Annotated in this window: 22 protein-coding genes and 1 pseudogene; 22 read left to right on the top strand and 1 reads right to left on the bottom strand. The window is 29.8% G+C overall.

Translation table 11 applies throughout. The annotated features are described in order from the left end of the window. Positions 1–933 precede the first annotated feature (933 nt). The 11 genes and pseudogenes from AZF37_RS10090 to AZF37_RS10035 all read left to right on the top strand — a co-directional run bounded on the left by AZF37_RS10090 (position 934) and on the right by AZF37_RS10035 (position 10,219). Complete coding sequence (locus AZF37_RS10090) at positions 934–1,824, top strand: replication initiation protein (RefSeq protein ID WP_172793134.1); 891 nt, start codon at positions 934–936, stop codon at positions 1,822–1,824. A 15-nt stretch (positions 1,825–1,839) separates the two neighbouring features. Continuing rightward, positions 1,840–3,216: a sodium-dependent transporter gene (locus tag AZF37_RS10085; protein WP_172793133.1), complete on the top strand. Its 1,377-nt coding sequence runs from the start codon at positions 1,840–1,842 to the stop codon at positions 3,214–3,216. Positions 3,217–3,975: 759 nt separating this feature from the next. Further along, complete coding sequence (locus tag AZF37_RS10075) at positions 3,976–4,608, top strand: hypothetical protein (protein ID WP_088370737.1); 633 nt, start codon at positions 3,976–3,978, stop codon at positions 4,606–4,608. A 502-nt stretch (positions 4,609–5,110) separates the two neighbouring features. Continuing rightward, entirely contained in the window at positions 5,111–5,521 is a 411-nt protein-coding gene (locus AZF37_RS10070) for a hypothetical protein (RefSeq protein WP_088370736.1), read from the top strand. Positions 5,522–5,565: 44 nt separating this feature from the next. Then, the gene (locus AZF37_RS10065) at positions 5,566–5,985 is read left to right on the top strand and encodes a hypothetical protein (RefSeq protein WP_088370735.1); all 420 of its coding nucleotides are present in this window, start codon (positions 5,566–5,568) and stop codon (positions 5,983–5,985) included. A 73-nt stretch (positions 5,986–6,058) separates the two neighbouring features. After that, positions 6,059–6,493: a hypothetical protein gene (locus AZF37_RS10060; RefSeq protein ID WP_088370734.1), complete on the top strand. Its 435-nt coding sequence runs from the start codon at positions 6,059–6,061 to the stop codon at positions 6,491–6,493. Between the two features lie 78 nt (positions 6,494–6,571). Beyond that, positions 6,572–7,150, top strand: a complete 579-nt coding sequence (locus tag AZF37_RS10055; RefSeq protein WP_088370733.1) for a C39 family peptidase — start codon at positions 6,572–6,574, stop codon at positions 7,148–7,150. Positions 7,151–7,414: 264 nt separating this feature from the next. Continuing rightward, complete coding sequence (locus AZF37_RS10050) at positions 7,415–7,750, top strand: HNH endonuclease (RefSeq protein WP_088370732.1); 336 nt, start codon at positions 7,415–7,417, stop codon at positions 7,748–7,750. A gap of 124 nt (positions 7,751–7,874) precedes the next feature. After that, positions 7,875–8,183: pseudogene (locus AZF37_RS10045) on the top strand (phage terminase small subunit P27 family); the annotation flags it as partial. 41 nt (positions 8,184–8,224) lie between these two features. Further along, positions 8,225–9,913, top strand: a complete 1,689-nt coding sequence (locus AZF37_RS10040; RefSeq protein ID WP_088370730.1) for a terminase large subunit — start codon at positions 8,225–8,227, stop codon at positions 9,911–9,913. Between the two features lie 21 nt (positions 9,914–9,934). Continuing rightward, the gene (locus AZF37_RS10035) at positions 9,935–10,219 is read left to right on the top strand and encodes a nucleotide modification associated domain-containing protein (RefSeq protein WP_245612116.1); all 285 of its coding nucleotides are present in this window, start codon (positions 9,935–9,937) and stop codon (positions 10,217–10,219) included. Here AZF37_RS10035 and AZF37_RS10030 read toward each other — a convergent pair. Then, complete coding sequence (locus tag AZF37_RS10030; protein ID WP_088370729.1) at positions 10,216–11,220, bottom strand: replication initiation protein; 1,005 nt, start codon at positions 11,218–11,220, stop codon at positions 10,216–10,218. The genes AZF37_RS10035 and AZF37_RS10030 overlap by 4 nt on opposite strands. Positions 11,221–11,373: 153 nt before the next feature. On the opposite strand from AZF37_RS10030, the gene AZF37_RS10025 reads away from it, so the two are divergent. From AZF37_RS10025 to AZF37_RS09980, 11 genes are all read left to right on the top strand, one after another. After that, positions 11,374–12,627, top strand: coding sequence for a phage portal protein (locus AZF37_RS10025; protein WP_162474094.1), 1,254 nt, complete (start codon positions 11,374–11,376; stop codon positions 12,625–12,627). 143 nt (positions 12,628–12,770) lie between these two features. Then, a complete protein-coding gene (locus AZF37_RS10020) occupies positions 12,771–13,364 on the top strand; it encodes an HK97 family phage prohead protease (RefSeq protein WP_088370727.1) in 594 nt (197 codons plus the stop codon). Positions 13,365–13,451: 87 nt separating this feature from the next. Next, positions 13,452–14,654 carry a phage major capsid protein gene (locus AZF37_RS10015; protein WP_162474093.1) on the top strand — a complete coding sequence of 401 codons (1,203 nt, stop codon included), beginning with the start codon at positions 13,452–13,454 and terminating at the stop codon, positions 14,652–14,654. A gap of 5 nt (positions 14,655–14,659) precedes the next feature. Beyond that, positions 14,660–14,830 (top strand): hypothetical protein, encoded by a 171-nt coding sequence (locus AZF37_RS10810; protein WP_162474092.1) that lies wholly within the window; start codon positions 14,660–14,662, stop codon positions 14,828–14,830. Between the two features lie 21 nt (positions 14,831–14,851). After that, the gene (locus AZF37_RS10010; RefSeq protein ID WP_088370725.1) at positions 14,852–15,181 is read left to right on the top strand and encodes a head-tail connector protein; all 330 of its coding nucleotides are present in this window, start codon (positions 14,852–14,854) and stop codon (positions 15,179–15,181) included. Next, positions 15,174–15,494, top strand: coding sequence for a hypothetical protein (locus AZF37_RS10005; protein ID WP_088370724.1), 321 nt, complete (start codon positions 15,174–15,176; stop codon positions 15,492–15,494). The genes AZF37_RS10010 and AZF37_RS10005 overlap by 8 nt, the downstream gene beginning before the upstream one ends. Continuing rightward, positions 15,494–15,838, top strand: a complete 345-nt coding sequence (locus AZF37_RS10000) for a hypothetical protein (protein ID WP_088370723.1) — start codon at positions 15,494–15,496, stop codon at positions 15,836–15,838. Before AZF37_RS10005 ends, AZF37_RS10000 begins: the two co-directional genes overlap by 1 nt. Positions 15,839–15,851: 13 nt before the next feature. Beyond that, on the top strand, positions 15,852–16,181 hold the full coding sequence (locus AZF37_RS09995) for an HK97 gp10 family phage protein (protein WP_088370722.1): 330 nt from the start codon (positions 15,852–15,854) through the stop codon (positions 16,179–16,181). Positions 16,182–16,249: 68 nt separating this feature from the next. Continuing rightward, complete coding sequence (locus AZF37_RS09990; protein ID WP_088370721.1) at positions 16,250–16,876, top strand: major tail protein; 627 nt, start codon at positions 16,250–16,252, stop codon at positions 16,874–16,876. Further along, positions 16,869–17,339: a hypothetical protein gene (locus AZF37_RS09985; RefSeq protein ID WP_088370720.1), complete on the top strand. Its 471-nt coding sequence runs from the start codon at positions 16,869–16,871 to the stop codon at positions 17,337–17,339. The genes AZF37_RS09990 and AZF37_RS09985 overlap by 8 nt, the downstream gene beginning before the upstream one ends. Positions 17,340–17,555: 216 nt before the next feature. Further along, positions 17,556–19,511, top strand: coding sequence for a phage tail tape measure protein (locus tag AZF37_RS09980; RefSeq protein ID WP_088370719.1), 1,956 nt, complete (start codon positions 17,556–17,558; stop codon positions 19,509–19,511). The last annotated feature ends 3 nt before the right edge of the window (positions 19,512–19,514 follow it).

Below are 19,514 nucleotides of genomic sequence, written 5' to 3'. Positions count from 1 at the left end.
GTGTTGTTTAATTCTCCAATCCCTTACCCAGAGAGGATCCTAGCCGCCCTAAAACACTTAAAACACTTAAAACAAAAGAAGAACGCGCGCGAGGGAAAAGTTATCCACAGGGAATAAAAAACACATAAAATTAAAAACTAAAAACTAGATCAAAAAAACAGAAAAAGAAAACCAATGCTTTAAAATATTAAATCAACTAAGACAAACTTTGTTTTTGAGTAAATATTAAATCAACTAAGACAAACTTTTAAAAAAACTAAAACCTAGGAATTAAAAAAACAGCCTCAGGAGACGTTTAAATCTCCAGGATATAAAATAATACCTAAAAATGATTTGAGAAGCTTCTAGGGGTATTTAAATGCTTTTAAACGGCAAATGAAATGAATAGGTGAGGAAATAATTAACGCTACAACCCAAAAAGTTAAGAAATTTAGAAATTAAGAGGAAAAGCTGAAGTATAGACTTGCTTGCTAGAGAAAAATCTAAAGTTCGTTTCGCAAGCTTTAACGTGAAGAAAAAAAGAGGCATTACTTTTAAAAGATAAACTTAGAGCGTTGGAGAAAATATTTAATAATAATGACCTTAAAAAGTTATCCAAAGGGGAGTGTTCTTCTTCTTTTCTTCTTATATCTTTTAAGGACTATGGGATCCGCTTCTAGAGAGGTGTTCAGACGCTAGAAGTGTGGTTACAGCCACGGTTTTTTGGGGGTTTACATCCACGGTTAAAGCTGCGGTAGAAGAGTTGTAAGAAAAAAGATTGACTTTTTTGAAAAAAGCATTATATTAAAAAATAAAGGAGTTGAGATAATTGTGGAAATAAAAACAATATCAAGTTAATAACGAAAAAAAATCAAATAATAATTAAATAGGAGGCTATAAAGATGGACAATGTTACCAATACACAAAATTTAGAAAAAAAACAAAGTAAAAATGATGAAATATTGTAAGGGAAAACTAAAACCCTATCATCAAATCGTTCAAAGCAATGCATTAATTATGGCTGAACATAAAATGAATTTAAATGAACTCTTAGCCTTTAAAATGGTAGTTTCTGCTATTGATACAAGTAATAATAATCCTAATTTTAGGGAAGTTTCACTTAAAAAAGCAGATGTTCTCAGATTTATATTCCCTTCTCTTGAAAAAACAAAAGCTAATAATATTTCAGGAGGATACTATAAAAAATGTAAAGACTATTTTATGAGATTAACAGAAGTGGAAGTAGTAATAAAAGATAAAAAAAAATATATATATACTGCACCGTGTTCTCATGTGGAATGGAAAAAAAATGAAAGTCTAGTAAAAATATCATTTTCAGAAGATATTGCGCCATATATATTTAATTTACAAAAGAATTTTACAAAATATGAAGTGGGTAGACTAAAATATATGAAAAGCAAATATGCAGTTAGACTATATGAATATTTTAATATGATGGTGCATTATACAGCCTATACTTGGACGATATCTTTAAGTGAGTTCAGACGAATGCTAGGAGTACAAAACAAATATAAAGAATTCAAAGAACTACGTAAAGGAGTCTTAGATCTAGCTATCAAAGAGCTTCAGTCAACATTCATGTTAAATGGATTAGAAACAAGAAAAACAAACTTTAACATAGAGTATAAATCAATTAAAGGTGGCTGCGAGGTAATAGCTATTGAATTCAGTGTTAAGAATAGGGTTAAGAATAGGGTTAAGAATAGTGTTAAGAATAGTGTTAAGGATAGTGTTACGGATAGGGTGAAAAAAACAGCGAAAAGAATTCGAAAAAAATTTAATAATATTTTTAAATATGATATACTGAAACGTAAGAAAAAATAAGAAAGGATGAATATATTGTCTAAGCGTGAAAAGTTTTCTAGTGAATTAATTACACTTTTAGCAATGCTAAGTGGTTCTGTTGGAATTGGAAGTATAATTAAATTTCCTACAACAGTAGCTGAAAATGGTGGGGCTATATTTATATTTTTTTATTTTATTGGTTTGATATTTATTGGTATTCCAGCTTTTTTTGGAGAATTATTAATAGGGAAAAAAGGGCATTCCAATGTTATAAATTCTTATGTATATTCTGGTAAAAATAAAACTTGGGCTATAAATGGCGTATTAAGTGCAATTGCTTCTCTTTTGGTTTTAACCTTTTATTCATTATTTGCAAGTTGGATTCTTCGTTATTTTTGCTTGGCTTCTTTTGGATGTTTAGATAATGTATCTTTAAAAACAGCGACAGATATCTTTGAAAACTTTTTAAATTCATCTGAACCCTATATATGGTTTGTTCTATTTGTGGTAATAGTAGGTATAATTAGTTCTATGGGAATTAAAAATGGATTAGAAAAAGCAATTAAATTTCTAATTCCTATTTTTCTTATAGTTATTGTAGTTCTTATTATAAAATCTTTTATTTCTTCTGGAGCATCGAGTGCGATTAAATTTCTTTTATTTCCTGATTTTTCTAAATTAAATTTTGCCGTCATTATTAATGCTATTGGCTTGAGCTTTTTTAAATTAACTTTAGGTTCAGGAGTAATGGTTACATATGGAAGTTACGCTGGTACGCAATTTAATATTTTAAAAAATTGTTTTAAAGTCGCTTTTTTAGATTTAATTATATCAATTTTAATGGGCTTTATTATTTTTTCTAGTTTTTTTTCTGCAGATAATACAGAGTCGCTTAAACAAAGTGGATTTGGTCTACTCTTTGAAACAATACCAGTACTTTTTAATAATTCTTCAATAGATAAATTGTTTTTAATTATATTTTTTGGAGCAATTTTTTTTGTTGCCCTACTAGGGGCGTTACCTCTGATTGAAGTAACGATATCTGCTTTACAAGAAAAAAGTAAATTTAATAGGCCTGTAGCTAGTTTTTTAGTAGTATTTGCATTATGTTTATTAGGGTTAATACCTAGTCTAAGTGGATCTATATTTCAATTTTTAAATGAAAGTAATTTGCATTTATTTATTTGCAAAACTCAAGTAAACGGAATTATTAATGTAATGGATAAAATAATATGTAATTTTATATTACCTTTATCTGGTATAGGCACTATGTTTTTAGTTGGATATAAAATTAAAGAAAAAAGAGTTAAAAGGGAAATAAAAAAATATACACGCAATGAAAAAATTAGTAATTCTTTTTATTATATTTTAAAATTGAGTCCGATACTATTACTATTAATAGTAATATACTCAAGCGGTATTTTAAGTTAAATAAGGACCCAGTATTTGTAGCTGGATTCCTTTTAAAAAAGCGTTGATAAAAAACTAAGGAAGACTATATTCTTAATTGAGTGTAATCTTCCTTTTTTAATGCCCTATTGAATTTTTGTTTTTATATGTTTTAGGGTGTCTAGGATTCGCTCTGAGTAAGGAGTGTAGCCGATATAGATTATATAGTTGTTATTATTTTTAATATAGTATATACTCAAAATATTAATAACAGCTTGCATTCAGGAGTAAATTATGGCAAAACTTAATTTTACGCAAATTATAAAGTATATAGAAAATATCTTTATTTACAAGAAAAATAAGGTTGAGTTAAATTACAATTTTTTAGCAACGACTAAAAACCACGATTTGCTTAAATGTATGTGGCAGAAAATACTTTGGAGAAATGAGTTAAAAATAAATACTATTTACTGTTATAGGGAAGACTATGTTCTTAAATGAGCATGATCTTCCTTTTTTAATGCCCTTTTAAAGGTCTATTTAATTATTTAATTTATATGTTTACTTTATTTTTTACAAGAAAAAAGAGCTTATTCAAAATTTCAATATAACCACCCAAGCAAGGTAACTAAATATCCATCAGAAACAAACCCTTTTTCTATACAAAACCCATCGAAAGAAAACGACCTTATCAAAAGAGCTCCGTACGCATTTAATTATAACTTAAAAAAGGAGGTTAAATCAAGGTCTAAATCTTAAGAAATTAAAATAAAAAATCTATAGAAAGCAGGAAATATAACAATGGGAAAAAATTATAAAAGAAATAGTCAGGTAAATAGTACTATACAGGAATCTGAAAAAGAGGTTAAGCCCCTAATTAATTGTGTTATAACCGAATCTGAAAAAGATAAGCCCCTAATTAATTGTGTTATAACCGAATCTGAAAGCATAGAAATTATTGAATATATCGTTCCTTTTTTAGAATGGTTGCAAATAATGAGAGAGAAAATAGAAGAAGCAGAAAGGAGGGAAAATACAAAAGAAAAAACATATGATATATCAGTCAGTAGGCTACTATCTACAGGAGCGATTACAGAAGCGATTAAAAAAACAAATAAAGAAAGGAAATGTGAAGATAAAGGGAAAAAATACCAAGATAAGCAAGCTGTTGCAGCAGATAACTCTATTGATTGTGATGAAGAGCTTAAAACACTAACCATTCTTAAGCAACAGGCTAGAAACTATATTAATGATATTGTAGACGATTTTATAATTAAAAGTGAAGGTAGCTGGACAGAATTCAACCCTGAGGTTTACGTGATCAAAGAAATACTAATTAGTCGATATGTATACAATATGAATGTAAGGCAAATTGCCTCTTATTTTAAATTGCCTCATGCTACTTTATATAGTAAATATAAAAAAATACTATAAAAAGTTGACAGTTTTTTTAAGATATGTTATATTAATAGTGCAAGAATGTAAATAAAAATAAATTTCGATACATCAAGCATTAGTTAAATATCCCTTTATATAGGCATTAAAGAGCAATAAACAAAACTATTAGGCATATATAATTTACAAAAATCTCTGAACAAAAAAAAGAGCCTCAAAGCCGCTATTTTAAAGGCTTTTAAAATATATATAACGTGATTTCTGAACAAACAGGGGGTTGACAAGCAAAAAGTAACCCTAAATACCGAAAAAAGTTTTTTATAATAAGCTACAATGCCCTTTGTTAAAGGGTTTATAAATAAAAAAATTAAAAGATTTTTCATTAAGTATTTAATACTAACCATCATTTTACAAGAAGAGCAGGATGAAATATTCTTGCTTTTTTTGTACCGTATTATACCTATGTGTAAGAATATTGTAAAATGTAAAAACAGTAATTCGTATGATATAATTAGAACAAAACTGATAAGGAGAGATTAAAATGGAAAATAAGAGCTACGTTGAAAAGGATGTCTTTTCTGAACACGAAAAGTTTATGCAAAGATTTCTAGCTAAGATGGATGAAGACAGAAGATTTGCTGAAAGAAGATTAAGTGAAGAGCGTAAAGAGGCTGAGGCTAGGTTAAGTGAAGAGCGTAAAGCGGCTGAGGCTAGGTTATTAGCAGAAGAAAAAAGATTAAGTGAAGAACGTAAAATAGCTGAGGCTAGGTTAAATGAAGAGCGTAAAGATTCTGAGGCTAGGTTAAGTGAAGAGCGTAAAATAGCTGAGGATAGATTAATAGCAGAAAGAAATACTTCAAAGGCTATATTTATCACAATGATTGTAACTATTATATTAGGGTTTATAACTATTATATTAGGGTTTATAAGTATTATATTACCATCTATTTAACCTTAAAAAGTTACAATACATATAAGTGATAAGGAGAGATTAAAATGGGAAATAAGAGCGACGTTGAAAAGGATTTCTTTTCTGAACATGAAAAGTTTAGGGAAAGAGTTCTAGCTGATATGGATGAATACATAAGACTTACTGAGGCTGAGACTAGATTATTAGCAGAAAAAAGAATATTTGCTGAAAGAAGATTAAGTGAAGAACGTAAAGAGTTTGAGGCTAGGCTAAGTGAAAGGCGTAAAGAGTTTGAGGCTAGATTAAGTGAAGAACGTAAAGATAAAGAGTTTGAGACTAGATTAAGTGAAGAACGTAAAGAGGCTGAGGAAAGGTTAAGAGCGGAAAGAAATACTTCAAAGGCTATGATTATCGCAATGGTTATAATTATTATATTAGAGGTTACTGGTGTTATTATGATAGCTATTCGACATTTCGGCATTAATTTACAATACATATTAAGTTAAATTATTAATTAAGAGACGGTTAAGAGCTATCTCTTTTTTAATGCAAAAAAACAAATATAAAGGAGGTGAGAAAATGAACAAAAAGGAAAAAATGCTTTTATTAAAAAAAATAACAAGTAATGATGCTGTTTTGAGTTTTGCTTTAAATTATATAAGTAAGAAGCTTATACATGCAAAGGGTAACCGATACCTATTTAAAATGGATTATACCACTTTAAAAGAAGCTTTAAGAATTCCAGGTGAACTTAGTTATAAGACTTATAACAAGGCCTTTAGGAAGGAGATTTTAGACCCGATTATTTCTAAAATTAATACGCTAAAACCATTAGATTTACATGTTATAAGCTATAAAAAAATAGTTATGGACAAGGCGAAATCAGCAAAGAATCCTACCGTTATTTTATTGATAGAAAAAAAAGAAGATAGTCCAGTAGGAGATGAGAATAAAAAAACAATTGAATCATGGTTTAAAAAGCTTACAAATAGTCTATTAGGTTTATTTAAGTAGTAGAAGATATTAATTAAAAGAGACGATAGATAACCTGATAGATAGTTAAAGGAAAAATATAAGTAGAAAGGAAGCAAAGTGAGCTCAAACAAACATACATATATACCTCTAATAATAATCCTTGTTATAGGGGTTCTTTTTTTATTAACAGTAAAAGAAAGGGAAGTTCCAATAATTCTAAACGTTCCAATAGTAAGCCAATTACCAGAATTACCAACGGGATGTGAAGTCGCTGCTATAACGATGGTGCTTAATTATAATAACATTAATATTAATAAAGTTGAGTTAGCTTATGAGATGCCACTAGATAATAATAATCCTAATTACGGATATGTTGGAAATCCTTTTACAAAACATGGATGGACAATTAATCCACCAGCATTAATGAGTTTTCTTAAACAATACCTTAATAGTTCTTTAGATATGACTGGGTTTAGTCTTTCCGCTATAGAAAAGCAGATTATAGATAATAAGCCAGTTGTTACTTGGTGTAGTGGCTTTCATGGGTTTACTGTTCATACAATAGTTATTACAGGTTTTAATGAGTCCTATTTTTATTATAATGATCCATGGACTGGCGAGAAAAATAAAAAAATATCTAAGCTTATTTTTAAAAAACAATGGGAAGAACAAGGGTGCAAAGCTATTAGTTATTAGATCAGATTAGTTTATTATTTTAAACAAAAATAAAATGAAAAAAATATAATTTTAAGTTAACTATATATTACTTTTAAATTAACTTATATTTTACTTTTAAGCCCCCCCACTTAGAATTTTAGAGGCTGTAACCCGCATTAAACCGCGTTATTAATCCTTTTTACACGAAAACATTAGGATTCGCGATCCTATAAAATATATATGATATGCACTATGGGATTCGTTATTAATCGACTATATGAGAATTATAAATAAGGAGAATAAATGGAAAAGATATGTTTAAAATGCTGTGATTTAGTTGTTAAAGGTTCTAACTATTGCGAAAAACATAGGCCTAAAAACAGTAGTAAAACCCAAAATGATAAGGAATACAGAAAATTAAAAAATAAAATTTATGGAAGTAAAAAATGGCGACGTTTACGAGAAAAAATATTTATCAGAGATTTATTTACTTGCCAAATGTGTGGTGCTAAAGCTGAAGAAGTTCACCATATTATTAGTTTACATGAAGATGAGTCTAAAGCTTTTGATAAGAATAACTTAATGAGTATTTGCAGAGAATGTCATATTAATTTCCATAGGAGCGAAAAGTTTAAATAAAGAATAGATATATAATTAATAGGGTTTCATAGCCCTAAAATAAAAGTATAAAAGAAAAAGAAAGGAGCATTTAAATGAAGTGCTATAAAGCCCCGAGTTATTTTAAAGAAAATCAAAAAAAGTATGGGAAGAGACAATAGATAAAATGAAAGCGGTAGATTTATTCAGAGAAGGTGATTTAAGTACTATAGAAGCTTATTGCATACAGATATCTATCTTTCAAGATGCCATGGAACAAGTTAACGAAACGGGTGTTACTTATAAATATACTAATCATAGTGGCATTACTAATGTTGTTAAACATCCTGCGTTGGCTGTAGCTGAAAAAGCCAGTGAACAAATACTTAAATATGCAAATTCACTAGGCCTAACACCTGCTGCTTGGAAACGATTAGATATTAAACCTAAGGATATTATGGAAGATGGATTTTAAAATTTAATATAGGCTTAAAAAAGAAAAGGATTGTATAAAATATGACAGGATCAGAAGAATATAAGAATTATGTGAAGAATATTAAAGCAAATAAAATAAAAGTATGTAATAAAATGAAAGCAGTTATAAGTAGACACTTAGAGGACTTAAAAAGAGATGATATTTATTTAGACTATTCTTTAATAGATGATATTTATAGTTTTTCTAAGGAGCATATAAAGCACGTTAAAGGGGATCTAGCTAAACAACCCTATATATTAGAACCTTTTCAAATATTTATTGTTGGTTCGATTTTTGCCTGGAAAAAGAAGGTTGATGATAGTAGACGTTTTTCTAAATCCTTTATATTTCTAGCCAGAGGTAATGCAAAAACAGATATTGCAGCTATTGCAGCTTTATACGAATACTATAAATCAGCGAAAATAGGACAAGAAATTATTATGCTTGCAACGACTAAAGAACAGGCTGGTATTTGTTTTAAAAGAGCAGCAGATATGATTAGTTTCGACTCAGTTTTAAGTAAATATTCTAAAACCTCAAAGGCTAGATATTATAATTATAAAGAAAAGGGAACATCTAGAGGAGAAATGAGAGCCTTAGCTAGTGAATCAGATACATTAGATGGTCAGCGCGTTTCTTTTGCCATCTTAGATGAAATTCACGCGTATAAAAAAAGAAGTCTATTTGATGTTATTAAATCATCTCAAGGAACAATGAAAAATACCCATTTGATAATGATTACAACAGCAGGGTTTATTACAACTGGCTTTTGCATGGATGAATATGTATATGCTCAAAAGATATTAGAAAAGAAAACAATAGCTGATGAAGAATTTGTCTATATAGCTGAATTAGACAAGATACAGGAATGGAAAGACCCTGATATGTATATTAAGGCAAATCCTAACATTGGGAAATCTGTTATTTTAGAAAAGTTAATAGAAGACAGAGATAAGGCCATGGTAGATACTGAGGCTAAAAAAAGCTTTATAACTAAACACTGTAATATTTTCTTAAATGCTGATAGAAGACATTTTGATTATCAATTATTTAAAGATAATACAGGAACTTTTGATGCAAAGCAGTTAGGAGATTTAACTTGGTATGGTGGCGTTGATCTGTCAAATAGACTTGATTTAACCAGTGTTAGTTTAGTTGCCTTTGACAAGGAAGAAAACCTTTATATTATTAATAAATCCTTTATACCTGAAGCTCAAATAAAGAATAAAGAAAAATATGACAGAATGAAAGTTCTTAGTTGGAAAAAAGAAGGTTATCTAGAAATCTGTAGCGGTAATTCCGTTGATTATGATTATGTTCATAAATTCTTTAATGTCTATAGAGAATTAGGCTTAAATATTCGCTTTATAGGCTTTGATAGATGGGGCGCTGCTACTATATCAGAAGTAATGGAAGAAGATGGTTATAAATGTTTTGATATTCCTCAAGGCGCAATTACATTTAGTAACCCAATGAGAGAGTTTGAAATACTTATGTTAGATCAAAAAATATATCACAATAACAATGAACTGCTTAGTTGGGCAATTGGCAATATTATTGCTGTTAAAGATGCTAATGATAATATTAGACCTGATAAGTCTAAATCAACAGAAAGAATAGACCCTTTTATAGCCACACTTAATGCCCTTTATTTAGCTATTAAATTTAAAAATAAAGAAGATGAAAAATTAGCATGGTTAGAAGAGGATGTAATAAACCCATTTATTTAAGTTATTTAAAGGAGGTAAAGGATGAAAAACAATAGAGATCTTTTTAAAAGTAAAAGAATGCTGAAGGCGATGAGTATTGGATATTTATTAGATGAGAAAGGAGATGATTATGGAAATTGTTTAGATATCTTATATAAAGAGTATGGAATGACATTTTTTATCATTATGTTGCACAATAAATTTGAGCGCTTAAAAAACTTGACAAAAAAAGGCGACCCTAACTTTGAATCAATTGATGATACATTAAAAGATATTGCAGGGTACGCCATACTAGCACTCTTAGAAAGAGATAAAAACAAAGATTAATGCTTAAAGATAGATTTAAACTTATTCCATATAGAAGGCTTTTTAATAGGTGCTTTATCTGGTGTTTTAACCGGTTGTTGACTCTCTGTTTTAGGGCTTTCTTCTATAGTGATGGTTATTGATTTAATTTTAACAATTTCTTCTACAGTTTTTTGTTTTTTAGCTGCTATTGCTTCTAGAAAATCTCTGCCTGGACCAGCATTTGGAATAGATAGTTTTTCTGGTGGTATTGTAGTTTGTTGAATAGGCTTTTTCTTTTGCGTAACGGTGAATTTAATATCTGTAACAATTTTACCATCAGCTGTATTTTTGAGGGCTTTATATTCGATATGTATATCCGTATGCTCATTGATTTGTTGTTGGGAATTTTTAAGAATATCTTGATTGAATAAACTATATTCTTTGTATTTTGTTTTAATATTAAGCATATTTCTTATATTGTTTACAGACTCATTCCAACTACAATTACCTTTTTTATTATATGAGTGCATTTTATAATACTCATATAAAAGAATTGAATATTTTGATTTTAGCTTTACTAGGTAGCCTATTTGATATTTAGTAAAATTCTTTTTAAGTCCATAAATAAAAGGCATAATATCGTCAGAAAATTTTATAGTTACTATGTTAGAATCACTTTCCCAGTGTACATCAGAAATAATATTCTTAGATAATTGGTTTATCATTATAGAGGTCTCTATTAAAGAGAGATAATATTTCTTACAAACCTGATAATATTTACTATCTATACTATGAGATTTTACTTTTTGTGCATTAGGAAAAATAAATTTAATAATATCTCCTTTAGTTATTTGAACAATTTTGCTTTTATTTTTTGTGTTAACTTGAGATATTATTTGTTTAAAAGCTAATAATTCATTCCTATTCATTTTATAAGTTGCTGTTATTAACATATTGTCCTGGACTACTAGATTGTTTTTTTTGAATTTTTTATAAGGTTTATTTTTTTCTAAATTTTGTGCATTGGTAACATTATCCATCTTTATAGCCTCCTATTTATTATTATTTGATTTTGAGTATATACCATATTAAAAATAGTAGCAACTTACATAACTATTCCGGGAATTTTACGTCGTCTATGTCGGCTATACTAGGGGTATTTTTCATATAAAAAAATGAAAGGAGAACCAAGTTTGAAAATATTAAATCAACTAAGACAATCTTTTAAAAAAGAAAAACGAAATAACAGTAAAACAATTTCAAGTGAGGATATAATAGCTGGATTACTAACGCAAAAAACTGATATTGCCTTTTCGTGTTATGGCGGTTGGAATGTTTTGGAAATTCCATCGCTTATGGCCTGCTTAAATAAAGTGAGTTCTACTATTGGGCAAATACCTTTAGACATTTATCTAAGAACTGACAAAGGCAAAGAAAAAGAAGTAACGTCTCCTTTAGCTTATGCTCTCTCTACTAGACCTAATAGCGGTATGACGCCTAGTATATTTAAAAAATACATTGTCAATCAAATGCTTATTTACGGAGAATGTTTTGCTAAGATTATTAGAAATGAAGTAGGAACAGTTAAAGCTATAGCGCCTCTAAGAACCGGTAGTATTACTTATACAGTTACCTCTGATAACGGTGACTTTTACTATAGATATTTTAACGGAAAAAAGTTGTTAAATCCTTTAGAAGCAGAGGATTTATTGCACTTTAAGGATTCCCTGAATAATGATGGTAAACAAATGAGTCCAATAACAAAACTAACGGACACGATAGGCATGGATAAAGGGATGACAAAGTTTCTACAGGAATATTTAAACAATATGGTCAGTCCATCTTTTATATTAGAAGTAGAATCAGACTTAAGTATGGATAAGGCAAAAGCTATTGGAGATTCCTTTAGAAAAGGCATTGTGGGCAGTCATGGGGCACCACTTGTTATTCAAAAAGGACTTAAAGCTAAAGAATTCAATGCTAAAAGTTTAAAGGATTTAGATATGAGCATCCTCATTGAAAAGACTAATAGAAATATTGTTACTGCCTTAGGGTGTCCCCTTCACACTATTGGCTTAGAACCATTTAGCAAGGAATCTGATGTGGCATTTTTTGAAAATACTATTACCCCGATTCTAACGAATATTGAAGAAGAATTGAATTATAAAATATTTACTAAAGATGAACTAAGAAAACGCTTTATCCGCTTTAACATGAAGAAGAAGATGAGAGGAAATATGGCAGAACGAATCGCTTATTATACAGGCTTATTCCAGATTGGCGCTATCACTCAAAATGAGATTAGAGCCCTTGAAGATATGAATGAAGTTACGGGAGGTGACGTGCCATTGATTCTTGAAAATTACTTACCTACAGAGGAATTGAAAAAACAGAAAAAACTAGATCAGTCCTTAAATGATTCGACGCAAAAAGATAATACGGTTTAAAAACTAAAAACTAGGAATTAAAAAAACAGCCCCAGGAGGCGTTCAAATTTCCAAGGTATACTAAATTACCTAAAAACGATTTGAGAAGCTTCTAGGGGTATTTTAATGCTTTTAGCAAAAGAAATGAAGGGAGGTGAGTTGATATGGGTGCTATTAGACAAGAAAAACGCTATTTTGAAATTAAGTTAAGAAATTTAGAGGAAAATGATAGCGATAAACCTGAGATTCCAGTATTCACAGGGAAGGCAATTATTTATGACAAGGAGACACAAATTTGCAAAGGGATTTTCGAAAAAATTCAAAAAGATGCTTTTACAGATGCAATTGAAAGAGATGATGTCCGTTGTTTATTTAATCACAACCCTAATTATGTTTTAGGCCGCAATAAAAGTGGAACCTTAAAACTAGAAAAAAGAGAAGATGCTTTATATTTTACTGTATTTCCGCCGCATAGCAGCTGGTGTGAAGATTTAAAAAACTCTGTAAAAAGAGGTGATATCAGTCAATGTTCTTTTGCCTTTTCTACAGAAAATGATGAATTTAAGCTAGATAAAGATGGGAATATTCACAGAACAGTGCTGGATGGTAAATTATATGATATTTCAATTGTTACTTATCCAGCATACGAGGAAACACATGTTGCATTAAGGTCGCGGGTTGATACCTTTAAACAGTTAATATTAGATAAAGAAAATCTAGCAAACAAAGTAAATAGTTTTTTAGAAATAAGAAATTAAATCAAAAAAACGAAAGACGAACGGAGAAAAATATGGAAAAAACAGAAAAAGAATTGAATTTTGAATTCAGAACAAAAATAACTGAAATTGAATCAAAAAAGAAAGGCAGAAATAGAGCAATTAAAAGCTATTAGGGAAAGCGGAAATATAGAAGACTCAAATGACGTTGAATCCCTTATGGAGAGTATAGAAAAAAAAGAGGCAGAAATAGAAAAAATTAAGAAAAATATGGAAAATGAACTTAAAAACAAAACAACAAAAGAAGGGAAAGAAAAGAAAATGACAGATTTATTACAAGAATTTAGAAAAGGCAATCTAAATATGGATTTTTTATCCAAAACTGAAATACAAACCCTAGAAAAAGATCTATTTATTAATAGTTTTAGATCAATAGCAACTGGTGATAGAAAACCTTTTGAAGAGTACAGAGAATTTAGGGCAACAAACCTAAATGAAGGAAATGTAGGAAAAAATAAGGGATCATTAGTTGTTCCAACTATTATTTACGATCAAATTATAACTAAAATTTTAAATACTTCAGTTATTTTACCAAGAGTGGGGATATCTTATGTACCTGGTAATATAGACTTAATCTATGATAATTCAGATATCGTAGTGCAATGGGCAGGGGATCATGAAGGGCCTAGAACTTTAAGTGAAACTCCGATTTTTAGTAAAAAAACATTAAAACCTAAATTAGCAACTGTCAGAGTAGAAATTTCAAAGCTATTATTACAGGTATCCATGTTTAATCTAGAAAATTATATTATTGAAAAAGTATCATCATCACTTGCGCTAGCCTTTGATAATATGATTATTAACGGAACAGGGGAAACTCAACCAAAAGGGATTGTACCGGCTTTAAGTAACTCTAAAATAAATATAGAATTTAACTATAAAAATATAGCAACAACACTTAGAAGTACATTAACCGCTCCCTATGCTCAGAAATCAGTTTTATATTTTAATAGAAAAACATTAGGAGAATTAGATACGATCAGTGATAAAAATGATAGACCTATTTTCCAAATAATTGGATATGGAGATAGTTTTAACGGCCAGGTCTTAGGTGTACCAGTTATTATATCTGATATTATTCCTGATAACACAATGATTTATGGGGATTTACAAACAGCTTATTATTTTAATATAGCTGTAGAAATGGATATTACAAATTATGACACAGCTGTATTAGGGGGTTATAATCAAGGCTATTTATTTGCAACTGCGGCCGATGGAGATGTAATTGATACTAATGGGGTAGCTTTAATTGAGTTTAAAAAAAAGTAATTAATTTGCATTCTTCACCAAAAGTCGAAGTAGACAGAGAAGTCAAAGAAGATGGAAAAGTCGAAGTAGACAGAGAAGTCAAAGAAGATGGAAAAGTCGAAGAAGACGGAGAAAGTTATTTGAGATCAGTAACAGATTATATTGGATTAACAACGCCAAAAAATAAAAAAAAATAAAAAAAGAAAGGTAAATATAGGATGAAACTAGAAGAAACGAAGCTATTTTTAAGGGTTATCCATAATGACGAAGATAGTTTAATCATTCGCTTAATTGATTCTGCTGAAAGCTACATAAGGAGCAGTTTTAATAGCTATATAGACATGAAAACAAAAGATAAAGAAATGCAAGATAAAATCCTTTTAATGGCTATGCAAGATAAAAGAACCGATATATTAATTAATATGTTAGTTGCTCAGCTTTATGAAAATAGAAGCATGTTAGTAGATAAAGCAATGCAAAATCCTATATTTACTAATTTTTTATGGCAAATAAAGGGAGATTTAATGGCAGGAGATTTTAATGATTAACGAGCTAAGAGATGGTATTTTAGAAGTTTGTGAAATGCAAAAAGCAAAGAATAATATGGGACAACTGGAAGACACAAATCTGGTTGTTCTTTTTTCTAGTTTTTTTCAAAAACGACGAATTTCTAATAACGATAAAGAATTAGCAAGGCAGGAAAGTTATTCAATTGACCTGTCTGTTAGGATTCCCTTGATTTTTAAAACGCTTAAAGCTACAGATTTAGTCCGTATAAATAACACGTTATATGAAATAAAAAATATTTATGAAGACTATAAAGAGAGGAGAATAGATATAGTATTAGGAAGGATAAAATAATGATTACTGATGATTTAGAATTATATAAAATTTTAAAAGATTTTGACCCGAAAATTAGTGTTTTTAGAGACCTTGCAGACGGCCAGACAATATCACCATATATTGTTTATAGAAGTTTAAATTGCAATAAAATTTATGCGAGCGGCAAAGCTATAGGCAGTTTAACAGAGTATGAAATATTATTAATTCAAAAAAATAAAAACAACATAGAACTTAAAAGGCAGTTTTCAAATTATCTTAGTTTAAGCAGTATTTTAATTAACAATGAATCTGAATCAAGCTCTATTGAAGAAATTGACGAATATTATTATTTACATTTATTTACAAGTATATTAACTATGTAGGGGGGTATTAATTATGGATAATTTAGATAAAATTGGTAAAAATATGGTTAGATTAGCCCGCGAAGCTTGTCATAAAAATGCGATAATAACAGCTAAAATGCTCGCTAGAACAGCCCCACATAGAACGGGTAACTTGCGAGCTAGTTTTACAGCTCAATTAAAAAATAAATCGTGGTATGTCACCGCGGAAAAACATTGGTTATTTACAGAGAAAGGTACCGGATTAAGAAAAACAAAAAAAGGCTCTTTTAAAGGAAAAACTAAAGGTATTCACTATGCTCAAAAAACCATAGATAAACTTAAAACTACATTCGATAAAAATATTAATGCAATAAAAAAATAAACAGGCGTTTTTAAAATATCTTGGTCAGTATTTAGTAAAAAATAAGAATAAAAAAGGAGTTAAATAATATGAAAAACAAAAATAAACAGGTAGCTAGAATTACTTGCGGAAAGGTTGCATTTTACGAATTAACGGGAGAAGAAAAAGGCAAACCAAAATATGACTTAACAAATGGATGGTTAATAGACAATATTATTAAATTATCTATTAAATTGGAGTCGTCTATGGAAACAGCCTATGGCTCTGGCAGACCTATCTTAACCGCGACTAAAACAACAGGAGGGGAAATAGAGATAGAAACGTATTATCTTCCGATTGAACTAAGGGCTAAATTATCTGGCAAAAAAATAAGTGAAAAAGGTCTGTTAACAGAAACGATAAACGATACTCCTATTTCGTTTGGAATGGCTTTAGAAAATAGTATCTATTCTGACGGAAACAAAGAGTGGTGTTATTTTGGGAATTGTAAAATTATTCCTTCTGACTCGGATTTAGAAACTTCAGAAGACAAGGTAAAATTTCAATCAGACAATTATACTATTAAATTTCTACCAGTGGGTGATGAAGGTATAACTAGAACTATTGTTTCACAATTGGCAACTGCTAAAACAATTAATGAAGATGAAATGTTAAATAATATTTATCTATATGAAGATCAAATTCCTATTTTAAAGGCAGATAAAACTAATGGCTAATTTAAAAGAAATTTTAAGAAAAAATAAAAACAATATTAATAAAAATAAGGTTAAGTTTAATTTATTTGGAGAAGAAATAGAGCAGGTTATTCACTGGAACAATTTGTCGGTAATGATAGTTGATGAATTATATGAAGGTGACTTCGATGCTTTTACAGCGGTCTTGGAAAGAATACAGGCTGTTGCTGAGAGTCACAATAAAGGAACTAATGATAATACTTCCTTAGGTTTCCCTGGAATTATAAAAGCGAATTTAGCCATTATTTGGGGTCTTTTTGCAGGCGCCGGAGTTGTTTTGACCTATGATGAGGCTCAGGAAATTACACATGCTATTTCAAAAGATCAAACGGCCTTACAAATGTGCTGGACAACCATGATTGCTGGCGATATAGATCCAAGTGACATTGAGCTTATTAATAATAAAAATGAAAATGAAAAGCCAGAAAATAAAAAAAAAGAGTAACGACTAAGGGAGACTATTTGGCTTTCTATCTATATATCGGTTTAAGTTTATTAAATTTAGATTATAACGCTTTTTTAATGCTAACGCCTAATATAATGTTTAAAATGTTTATTAATTATCTTAAAACAGAAAATCCGGGTGTGCTAAACGATAAAAATAATAGTGAATTTAAAGATGGCTTTATTTAGGTTTAACAAATAAAAAAAGGAGTAAAAAATGTCAGATGTAACAAAAAATATTGTTATTGCCTTCAAAACAACTGGAGAAGTATCCCTTACGCAAAGTTTAAAAAATGCAAGACAAGAATTAAATTTAATTGATTCCGAAACGAAGAAAGCGATTAGTGGTATTGATGGTTTTGGCAAGAAAAGTAAAATAACAGCGGCACGGATTAACGAAACCACGCAGAAGATAGCTATACAAAAACAGCACTTATCTAGCCTTAAAACAGCATATGATCAAGTAGTAGCCAGCGAGGGAAAAGAATCAAGGCAAGCTAAAAATATACAAATAGCTATGAATAAAACAGAATCTTCAATCAATGGCCTTAATCATAAATTAAAAGAGCTTAAAACAACTGGGGTTAGTAGTTTTAATAAACTGCAAGGTGAGGCTAATAAAACACAGACTAAATTTAATCGCTTAAGTATTGGAATAGGTGCATGTGTTGCCGCATTTGGTGGTATGGCCTTAGGTGTTGGAAGTACTATTAATCATTTTAGGGAAGTTAAAGCAGAGGCCCAAAAAGCGTCTATGAGTATTGAAAATTTCCAAACATTTTCTAAATTATTTGGGAAATTAGGCATAGATTCAGGTGTTCTGCAAACCAGTATGAGTAAATTAACTGGTCAAATTAGGAAGACGGATGAAGAAGGGGATAATGCTACTAGCGCTTTAAATAAAATGGGTATTGCTATCTTAGATAACAACAATAATCTTAGGAGTTCAGAAAGTATCTATATCGATACATTAACGTCATTAGCTGGCATGAAAAATGAGACTGAGCGAAATATGTTAGCACAACAACTTTTTGGACGATCATATTCAGAATTAAATCCGATTTTAAACCAAGGAGCAGAAGGTATTAATAAAAACATAAAAGCTATTAAAGCTAGTGGCTCTATTATGGATGCAGATCAAGTTAACAAGATGGAGACAGCTAGTATGATGATGGATAGAGTGAGCGGTAAGTTAACTATGTTTAAAAATAAATTAATTGCTGCTGTTGTCCCTATTATTATTCCTTTTTTAGATAAATTAATTACGGCTTTTACAGAAAATGAGTCAAAAATAAAAAATTTTATTCAAGGGTTTGCTGATTTTATAACAGCTATGATACCTTTTGTACCAGCTATTCTGGCTGTAATTACAGGTATTAAAGGTTTTTTAATTATCGGTAATATTTGTACAATGCTAAGCGCTCTTATTAATTTTATTAAAGGCTTACACGCTGTAACCACTATTATGACGGCTGTACAGTGGGCTTTAAATGTTGCTATGAGCGCGAATCCTATTGGCATTATTATTGTAGCTATTGCTGCTTTAGTGGCTAGCATTATTTGGGCCTATAATAATCTTGATTGGTTTAGGAATGGTGTTAACAATATTTGCATGGCCATTGGCGGATTTTTCAATTGGCTAGGGAGTACGATAAGCAATGCCATAAAAGGGGCTGTAAATGGAGCTGTTGATCGTTTTAATTGGTTATGTAGTTTTGTTTCCAGTGTAGTCGGTAAGATTACTGGCTTTTTTCAAGGCGTTGGCAATGCAGCAGCAGGCATAATTAGAAATGCAATTAATGGGGTTATTGGCTTAATTAATAATGTAATCAATGGCCTTAATTTTGCTATCGGATTAGTTAATAGTATCCCCTTTGTTGGTGGAAAGGTTGGTTATATTGCTAATATTGGTTATATGGCTAAAGGAGGTACTTTGAAGAGCGGTATGGCAGTTGTAGGTGAGCAAGGACCGGAATTACTTTACAACACGTCAAAAGGCGCTAAAATTATTCCGTTAAGTTCTGAAGAAAAAAAAAGTGGGATGCTAAATAGCTTTAAAATGCCTGAGACAATAACAATTAATATGCTTGATATGAAGGTCGTCACAAGATTAAAAGATAAAATCAACGAGCAAAATAATACAGAGTATGTAATTGAATCATTTGGCCTATAGGAG

Origin of the sequence: endosymbiont 'TC1' of Trimyema compressum, from assembly GCF_001584725.1 — a bacterium.
Taxonomy (GTDB): Bacteria; Bacillota; TC1; order TC1; family TC1; genus TC1.
The sequence above is the reverse complement of the archived record's forward strand: the minus strand, read 5'-3'. Positions and strand labels throughout refer to the sequence as shown.

Coding starts and splice junctions, on each gene's coding strand:
- AZF37_RS10090 (WP_172793134.1), top strand. CDS start 934: ATGAAATATTGTAAGGGAAAACTAAAACCCTATCATCAAATCGTTCAA.
- AZF37_RS10075 (WP_088370737.1), top strand. CDS start 3,976: ATGGGAAAAAATTATAAAAGAAATAGTCAGGTAAATAGTACTATACAG.
- AZF37_RS10070 (WP_088370736.1), top strand. CDS start 5,111: ATGGAAAATAAGAGCTACGTTGAAAAGGATGTCTTTTCTGAACACGAA.
- AZF37_RS10065 (WP_088370735.1), top strand. CDS start 5,566: ATGGGAAATAAGAGCGACGTTGAAAAGGATTTCTTTTCTGAACATGAA.
- AZF37_RS10060 (WP_088370734.1), top strand. CDS start 6,059: ATGAACAAAAAGGAAAAAATGCTTTTATTAAAAAAAATAACAAGTAAT.
- AZF37_RS10050 (WP_088370732.1), top strand. CDS start 7,415: ATGGAAAAGATATGTTTAAAATGCTGTGATTTAGTTGTTAAAGGTTCT.
- AZF37_RS10040 (WP_088370730.1), top strand. CDS start 8,225: ATGACAGGATCAGAAGAATATAAGAATTATGTGAAGAATATTAAAGCA.
- AZF37_RS10035 (WP_245612116.1), top strand. CDS start 9,935: ATGAAAAACAATAGAGATCTTTTTAAAAGTAAAAGAATGCTGAAGGCG.
- AZF37_RS10030 (WP_088370729.1), bottom strand. CDS start 11,220: ATGGATAATGTTACCAATGCACAAAATTTAGAAAAAAATAAACCTTAT.
- AZF37_RS10020 (WP_088370727.1), top strand. CDS start 12,771: ATGGGTGCTATTAGACAAGAAAAACGCTATTTTGAAATTAAGTTAAGA.
- AZF37_RS10010 (WP_088370725.1), top strand. CDS start 14,852: ATGAAACTAGAAGAAACGAAGCTATTTTTAAGGGTTATCCATAATGAC.
- AZF37_RS10005 (WP_088370724.1), top strand. CDS start 15,174: ATGATTAACGAGCTAAGAGATGGTATTTTAGAAGTTTGTGAAATGCAA.
- AZF37_RS10000 (WP_088370723.1), top strand. CDS start 15,494: ATGATTACTGATGATTTAGAATTATATAAAATTTTAAAAGATTTTGAC.
- AZF37_RS09995 (WP_088370722.1), top strand. CDS start 15,852: ATGGATAATTTAGATAAAATTGGTAAAAATATGGTTAGATTAGCCCGC.
- AZF37_RS09990 (WP_088370721.1), top strand. CDS start 16,250: ATGAAAAACAAAAATAAACAGGTAGCTAGAATTACTTGCGGAAAGGTT.
- AZF37_RS09985 (WP_088370720.1), top strand. CDS start 16,869: ATGGCTAATTTAAAAGAAATTTTAAGAAAAAATAAAAACAATATTAAT.
- AZF37_RS09980 (WP_088370719.1), top strand. CDS start 17,556: ATGTCAGATGTAACAAAAAATATTGTTATTGCCTTCAAAACAACTGGA.